3 protein-coding genes and 2 pseudogenes are annotated in these 6,233 nt (G+C 57.5%); 4 read left to right on the top strand and 1 reads right to left on the bottom strand.

The window, feature by feature from the left end:
• Positions 1-483: pseudogene (locus EN750_RS14430) on the bottom strand (septum formation inhibitor MinC); the annotation flags it as partial.
• A gap of 324 nt (positions 484-807) precedes the next feature.
• On the opposite strand from EN750_RS14430, the gene EN750_RS39435 reads away from it, so the two are divergent.
• From EN750_RS39435 to EN750_RS14415, 4 genes and pseudogenes are all read left to right on the top strand, one after another.
• Complete coding sequence (locus tag EN750_RS39435) at positions 808-2,727, top strand: hypothetical protein (RefSeq protein ID WP_210212745.1); 1,920 nt, start codon at positions 808-810, stop codon at positions 2,725-2,727.
• A 202-nt stretch (positions 2,728-2,929) separates the two neighbouring features.
• Positions 2,930-4,300: a DEAD/DEAH box helicase gene (locus EN750_RS14425; protein WP_189526201.1), complete on the top strand. Its 1,371-nt coding sequence runs from the start codon at positions 2,930-2,932 to the stop codon at positions 4,298-4,300.
• 73 nt (positions 4,301-4,373) lie between these two features.
• Positions 4,374-4,646 carry a hypothetical protein gene (locus tag EN750_RS14420; protein WP_127396813.1) on the top strand — a complete coding sequence of 91 codons (273 nt, stop codon included), beginning with the start codon at positions 4,374-4,376 and terminating at the stop codon, positions 4,644-4,646.
• Between the two features lie 409 nt (positions 4,647-5,055).
• A pseudogene (locus EN750_RS14415) lies at positions 5,056-6,007 on the top strand (EamA family transporter).
• The last annotated feature ends 226 nt before the right edge of the window (positions 6,008-6,233 follow it).

Below are 6,233 nucleotides of genomic sequence, written 5' to 3'. Positions count from 1 at the left end.
GATCATCAGCGTGCCCGAAGCTTCAACCTGCGGCTCGCTATCGCCCGCCTTGCTTGCGTCAGCCTTGCCGACCTTGTCCTTGTCCGGGCCGGCTTCAGGCGCCCTGCCCTCGGCCTTGTCGACACCCTGCGCCCGCGCCTCGCGGGGCAGCAACCCATCCGTCGTCGCCTCCTTGGCGCCGACCAGCACCGGCGGCAGGTTGGGCGCGAGTGCGGTGTGGCCGTCGAGCTCGATGGCGTAGATGCGGATGCCGCGATGGCCAAGCACGCCGACCAGCGATTCGATCGCCGCGACATCGGGCTTCAAGGTGTTGAGATCAAGCACCACCGGGCGGCCGGCAAAATAGCCGGGCGAGTTGCCGATCCAGTGATCCAGCCCCTCAAGCCACACGTCCAAAGGCGCTTCTGGCGTCAGCGTGAAAGCGACGAAAGAGCGGGCGCGAAAACGAATGGATTTGGCCTCGAGGGGGGCGGCAAAGGTCACGGCTGGCGAATCCTTACTGAGAGGTAAACGCTAGCGAGGGAATGGTTAACGAATGGTTAATGGGAGGGGGTGGACGGGGTCGGGAAGGCAAATTCCTGACAGCGCCAGATGGTGCCTGAAGCGCTGGCAACGGCGAACATTTTCGGTAGGTTCACTATGGACTTAGGTAGTGACGAAGAGGCACAAATGAACGCACGCATTCAAAGCACCTGACGGGGTTGATGGACGTCTCGTCGGAAATCTTGATAAATTGATTCTAAGAAGAAATTTCCCGGAAATCTTAGAAGACTAGGATACGACAGAAGAATTATGCCTCCAAGACCATTGATACAAAAAGGGGTAGCGGAGCTTGAAAAGCTCTTCGACCAAAAACGCGATGATCCGAATTTTCTGAAAATTCTGATTGCCGAGCTAGCCGAGCGAACTGTCCCTCGCGCGCAGGAACTAAAACGCCGAGCGATACAGGCAGCTGGAACGAATCCAAAGACAACACCCCAGCACCGCAACGGCATTCGGAATGAGGATGCTACTGCCGCCGCCGTCGCGCCGGCCGTCAGGGTAATGGCAACGCCCTTACAGCAAGTTACGATCGAACCACCCTCGCAACCGGAAAAAGAGCCGACCCCGGCAGCATCGCGATCGTTACTCCAGCGGCCACCCATCACGAACAACGCAGCCGATGTGTTGTCAACATGGACCGCAATGGAGGTGCTTTCGCCCCCGTCCTTCCGCAAACCTGAGGACCTAGCCGGCGGCGATCGCTCCCGAATTGCACAGCTCGACAAGCCGGACCTTCCATGGGAGAGCGGCGGAGAGCGCAGCCGCCCCAACCAGAAACTCTACTATCAGATCATTCTGGGCAGCGTTGACATGGAGGCTGCCGTTTCCGCGCTTCTGCAAGTCTACACCGATAGCAGAACTGAGAGACCGTCAGCGCGGGGCGAGGCTGTGCTTGCAACCATCATGGTTGATCGTGAGGGCCGTCCCGTTGAAGCCGATGCCGTAGCTATTTCCAGTTTCGGCTGGGGTATGCCGGTGGCCTTAGCCGGACACCTGAGAGACCTCGGCACGTGGTCTCAAATCGAGCGGCGTTTAACTGAAGAGCTTGGCCAAAGGGTCGTAGCCGAAGATGATGAAGGGCGGCCGAAGCCTCTGACTCGAAATGCAATCGAAGCGGCCTATCGCTGGCTGGTAGCGAAAATCGGAATCGACTCTCGCTTTACCAAAGCGCCTGTATTCGCAGTCCGCTCGTACCAGTATTTCAGATTGCAAGATCCTCCTGAATCGATCCTGCTGAATTCATTCTTTCTGGAAGACCTTGCCCGAGCCCAGGCGTTGGCTGCCGACGGCAAAGCTACGGGTAATTTCAACCGCTACATCGGCGCTACGAAGCCGAAAGCTCGCCGAAATTTAATGACGGACAACCGCGCGATAGCAGATGCGTTGGAGCCTGCAAAATTTCCCCTAGGTTCCTGGCCCGGCGCCGGACGACATCCTTTGGCGATGCTCCAGCAATGTGCCGTCAATCTGGGACTGCACGATTTGAAAACAGATGGAATTGTTGCCGTCAACGGTCCGCCGGGTACAGGCAAAACAACCCTCTTACGAGACGTTGTGGCTGCTATCGTCACCAAGCGGGCGGAGCTTCTTTGTTCCTTTAGCGATCCGAAGGATGCGTTTTCGCCTTCCGGTCAAAAACTCAAAAGAGGGAATTCTTTCATTCACCTCTACAAGCTCCACGACAAGCTTCGGGGGCATGAAATCATCGTCGCCTCCTCGAACAACAAGGCGGTCGAAAATGTCAGCGCTGAATTGCCAGGGATGGGCGCTATCGCCGCCGATGCTACGGAACTGCGTTACTTCAAAACGGTTTCAGATGCGCTGCTGGCGCGCGATAGCTGGGGCGTCATTGCAGCAGTTCTCGGAAACGCCCGAAACAGAAACGATTTCCGGCAAACCTTCTGGTGGGATGAGGATGTCGGCTTCCAGCGCTATTTGCAGCAGGCAAGCGGCAACCCGCAGCTGATCAACGAAAAGACCGAGGACGGGACACGGCAAAGACCGCCTCGTGTCGTTGCACAGGAACGCCCGCCAGCAGATCATGAGGAGGCCTTGCGGAGGTGGCGCAAGGCGCGCCAGCGGTTTACAGCGGTGCTCACCGAGGCGAAGAAAGCACTCGCGGACCTGCAACAGATTCATAATCTTTTGTATCGCAAAGGGACAGGCAGCTATCGCACAGGTTGAGGCTGAGATTGCGTCTCTGCAGCCCACGGTCAGTCGTGCCGAAGATGTCGCTCAGGCAGCAACTCTGATCCATCAAAAACAGCAAAGACTTTTAGAGACCTCTGAGCGCGATGCCGCTGGCGCCTTGCATTCCCGTCCCGGTTTCTTGAGCCGTGTTTTCCGAACGACCACATACCGCGCGTGGCAGGCAGAGCACGGCGCGGTGCTGACAACACTGACTGACGCAAGGAATCTGTTTGCTGCATCGAAGAAGGTCGTCGATGCAAAGATTTCCGAACATTCAAGATTGGCAGCGGATTTCGAGAGGCTGCGAAAGACGCAAGCGCGCGAGACGTCAGCGTTGGATCAAGACAAACAACGCTACGTATCTCTTGTCCACCAGTATCCCGGAACTCCTATATCAGAGGAGTTTTTCGAGCTGCGGCACGCGGATAAACAAATCACCGCGCCGTGGTTAGATAAAAAAACAGCGCGGCTTCGCAATGATGTCTTTGAGGCGGGGATGGCGCTACATCGGGCATTTGTCGACGGGGCGGCGCAGCCAATTCGTCACAATCTGAATGCGCTGATAGACGGGTTTGGCACTCGATCACTTGGCAGTGAAGAAAAGGACGCACTTATCCCCCACCTGTGGTCGACTCTCTTTCTTCTCGTGCCAGTTGTTTCCACGACGTTCGCGTCAGTCTCCCGCATGTTCCCCAAGAGCGGACCCGAAGAATTCGGCTGGCTTCTTGTCGATGAAGCCGGTCAGGCCCTACCGCAGGCGGCTGTCGGCGCTTTAATAAGAACGAAGCGAGCTATCGTTGTGGGCGATCCGATTCAGATCGAACCTGTCGTGGTCTTGCCAGATCAATTGACCGAGGCGATGTGTCACCAATTCGGGGTCGATCCCGTGATCTATAGCCCGCCGGGAGCATCTGTCCAAACACTGGCCGACAGCGCGACGGAATATTACGGCACCTTCGAAACCAAACTTGGCATGCGGGAAGTCGGGGTACCACTTCTGGTTCATCGGCGATGCGAAGAGCCGATGTTCGGCCTGTCAAACGCAATTGCCTATGAGAACTTGATGGTTCAGGCGAGGACTGCAAAGACCTCGGCTATCAGGAACGTACTCGGTCCGTCACGGTGGGTCGATGTGGAAGGACACGGGCAGGAGAAATGGTGCCAGCAGGAGGGCCAAGTATTGCTAGGTTTGCTCCGGCAGCTTCGCCAGCAAGACATCACGCCTGACTTTTACATTGTGACCCCTTTTGTGGTGGTGCAGGACCGTATGCGTGAAATGCTGCGCACAAGCGGGTTGCTTGACGGATGGGTCGAGAATCCCTTCGCTTGGGTCTACGAGCGTGTCGGAACAGTCCACACGGTCCAAGGGCGGGAGGCCGAGGCGGTCTTCTTCATCCTTGGAGCACCCAATGCCGAGCAACGCGGAGCACGAGGATGGGCTGGTGGACGGCCCAACCTGCTGAACGTCGCCGTCACACGGGCCAAGGAAGCCGTATATGTCATCGGCAACCGAGCTCTCTGGAAAAGTGCGGGTGTGTTCCAGTCGCTTGACGAATTCTTACCATAGAAAATCGAGAGCGGGTCTTCATGACCAAGCTACCACCGGAGCAATTCGCGATTTCTTTGCGCGGAGTCTGTTTGTGCCCGGCATGGTGCTTAGACGACTGAGCCATATTAAACACAATTGGCAAGTCGGATGGGATCCGCACAGCGGCAGATTTCTCCCACAACCCTTTAGCCTGGCTGCCGACTTGAATGAGGTGATCGATCAAATCGCTGCGACCACGCCACCTGACCGCTACCATGATCATGAAGACATCATCGTAGGATGTGTTCGTCAATTTTCTCAGCAGAAAAACAAGGCGGACGCTGGCGTGGAGATGACTACGGATTCCTTCTGGAACAGGGTCTGATGATGAGTGGCCGTCTTGACGATTTAATTCTCGCCGCTACTGGCCGTGTATACGCGGCCATAAATTCTGGACAGAAGCATTTCGACGATGCCGAGCATGGTCATTTGAGAATGCTCTCGGACATTCTCGCCACGATAGTTTTAGATGCGCACTGGAGGAGGATCCTGAAGAATCGTAAGCAAGGCTCCATCTCTAGCCTTCCAAATTGATGCACATCAGATTACCCTCGAATGCCACCTAAAATACTGCACCTTTCGCTCATGCTCATCCGCAGCCTCCGCGTATAAACGTCCCCAAATTCCGCCGTCTGCCGGCCGAACGCGCATTCCTCCCCACCCTTTCAAAACGGATGCACGACCCAACGACACAGGTTATGTTGTCCGGCCGAAATCATCGAAGGGGGCATGACATGCAGGCAGCGCCGATAGCGCATCAAGCCGCGCAACCCGTGCGCCCCATATCCTCCCTGGCCGGCTATCCGGCCGCCGTCCTGTGCTGGTTGCTTTCGGCTGGTGTCTATATCGCGGCCAAATGGGTGGCGCCTGAAATGCCGCCCTGGGGCCTCTGCTTCTGGCGGCTGACGCTTGCTTGCGCCATCCTGCTGCCGATTGTGCACCGTCATCACGGCGCGATGATCGGGCTTTTGCGAACGCGCGCCGTGGAGGTCGTCGCCGTGGGGGCGATCGGCCTGACGCTGTGCCAGGGTATGATCTACCATGGCCTCAACCACACCGACGCCACCACGGCCGGCATCATCATGGCGCTGTCGCCTGTCATGACGATGGTGCTCGCCCGTTTCGTGCTTGGCGAGCCGCTCGGGCTGTGGAAGTCGCTTGGCGCGCTGGTTGCGCTTGCCGGTTTTCATCGTTGCCCACGGCAATTTGACGGCGCTGCTGCAACTCAAGGTCAACGCCGGCGAGTTGTGGATTGTCGGCAGCGCGTTCTGCTGGGGCCTCTACACCGTGCTTTTGCGCCGTGCCAAATTCGGCATCGAACTCCTGCCGATGGTGGTGCTGCTGCTTGGCGCCGGTGCGCTGGTCGCCTTGCCTTTCCATTTGTGGGAATTGTTCAACGACGAACGCTCCGCCATGAACGCCCACAGCCTTCTCGCGCTCGCCTATCTGGCAGGCCCCGGCGGCGCCTTGATGTACTATCTCTACAACAAAAGCGTGCAAACGCTCGGCGCAAGCCGGGCAAGCATGCTGCTCTACCTGCAGACGGTGTTCGTGGCCATGCTCGCCTATCTGCTGCTCGGCGAGGGCTTGCACGATTACGATCTGGTCGGCGCGGCCTTCATCGTCGGCGGCATCGTGCTCGCCACAATGGTCAAGCCCAGGCCAGCCGAACCACGCGCGGCGTAGAAATCTTGCGGGCGAGAGATCTTGCGGGTGACGACTGTGCGGCGGGTCACTGGCGCAAATCAGCACCATAGGCAGAAATGTAGCATAGCTGCCCTCACCCGTCAAGAAAAAATTCCTATCGACATCGACACCAAGCTGCCTGCCCGGACACATGCATCCCCGACCAAAGGCCAGCGGCGCAAACTGCGGTGGAGGCCGACATTTCAACCAAAGTAAAATTCAGATC

It is taken from the genome of Mesorhizobium sp. M7A.F.Ca.ET.027.03.2.1 (assembly GCF_003999175.1).
Lineage (GTDB): Bacteria > Pseudomonadota > Alphaproteobacteria > Rhizobiales > Rhizobiaceae > Mesorhizobium.
The sequence above is the reverse complement of the archived record's forward strand: the minus strand, read 5'-3'. Positions and strand labels throughout refer to the sequence as shown.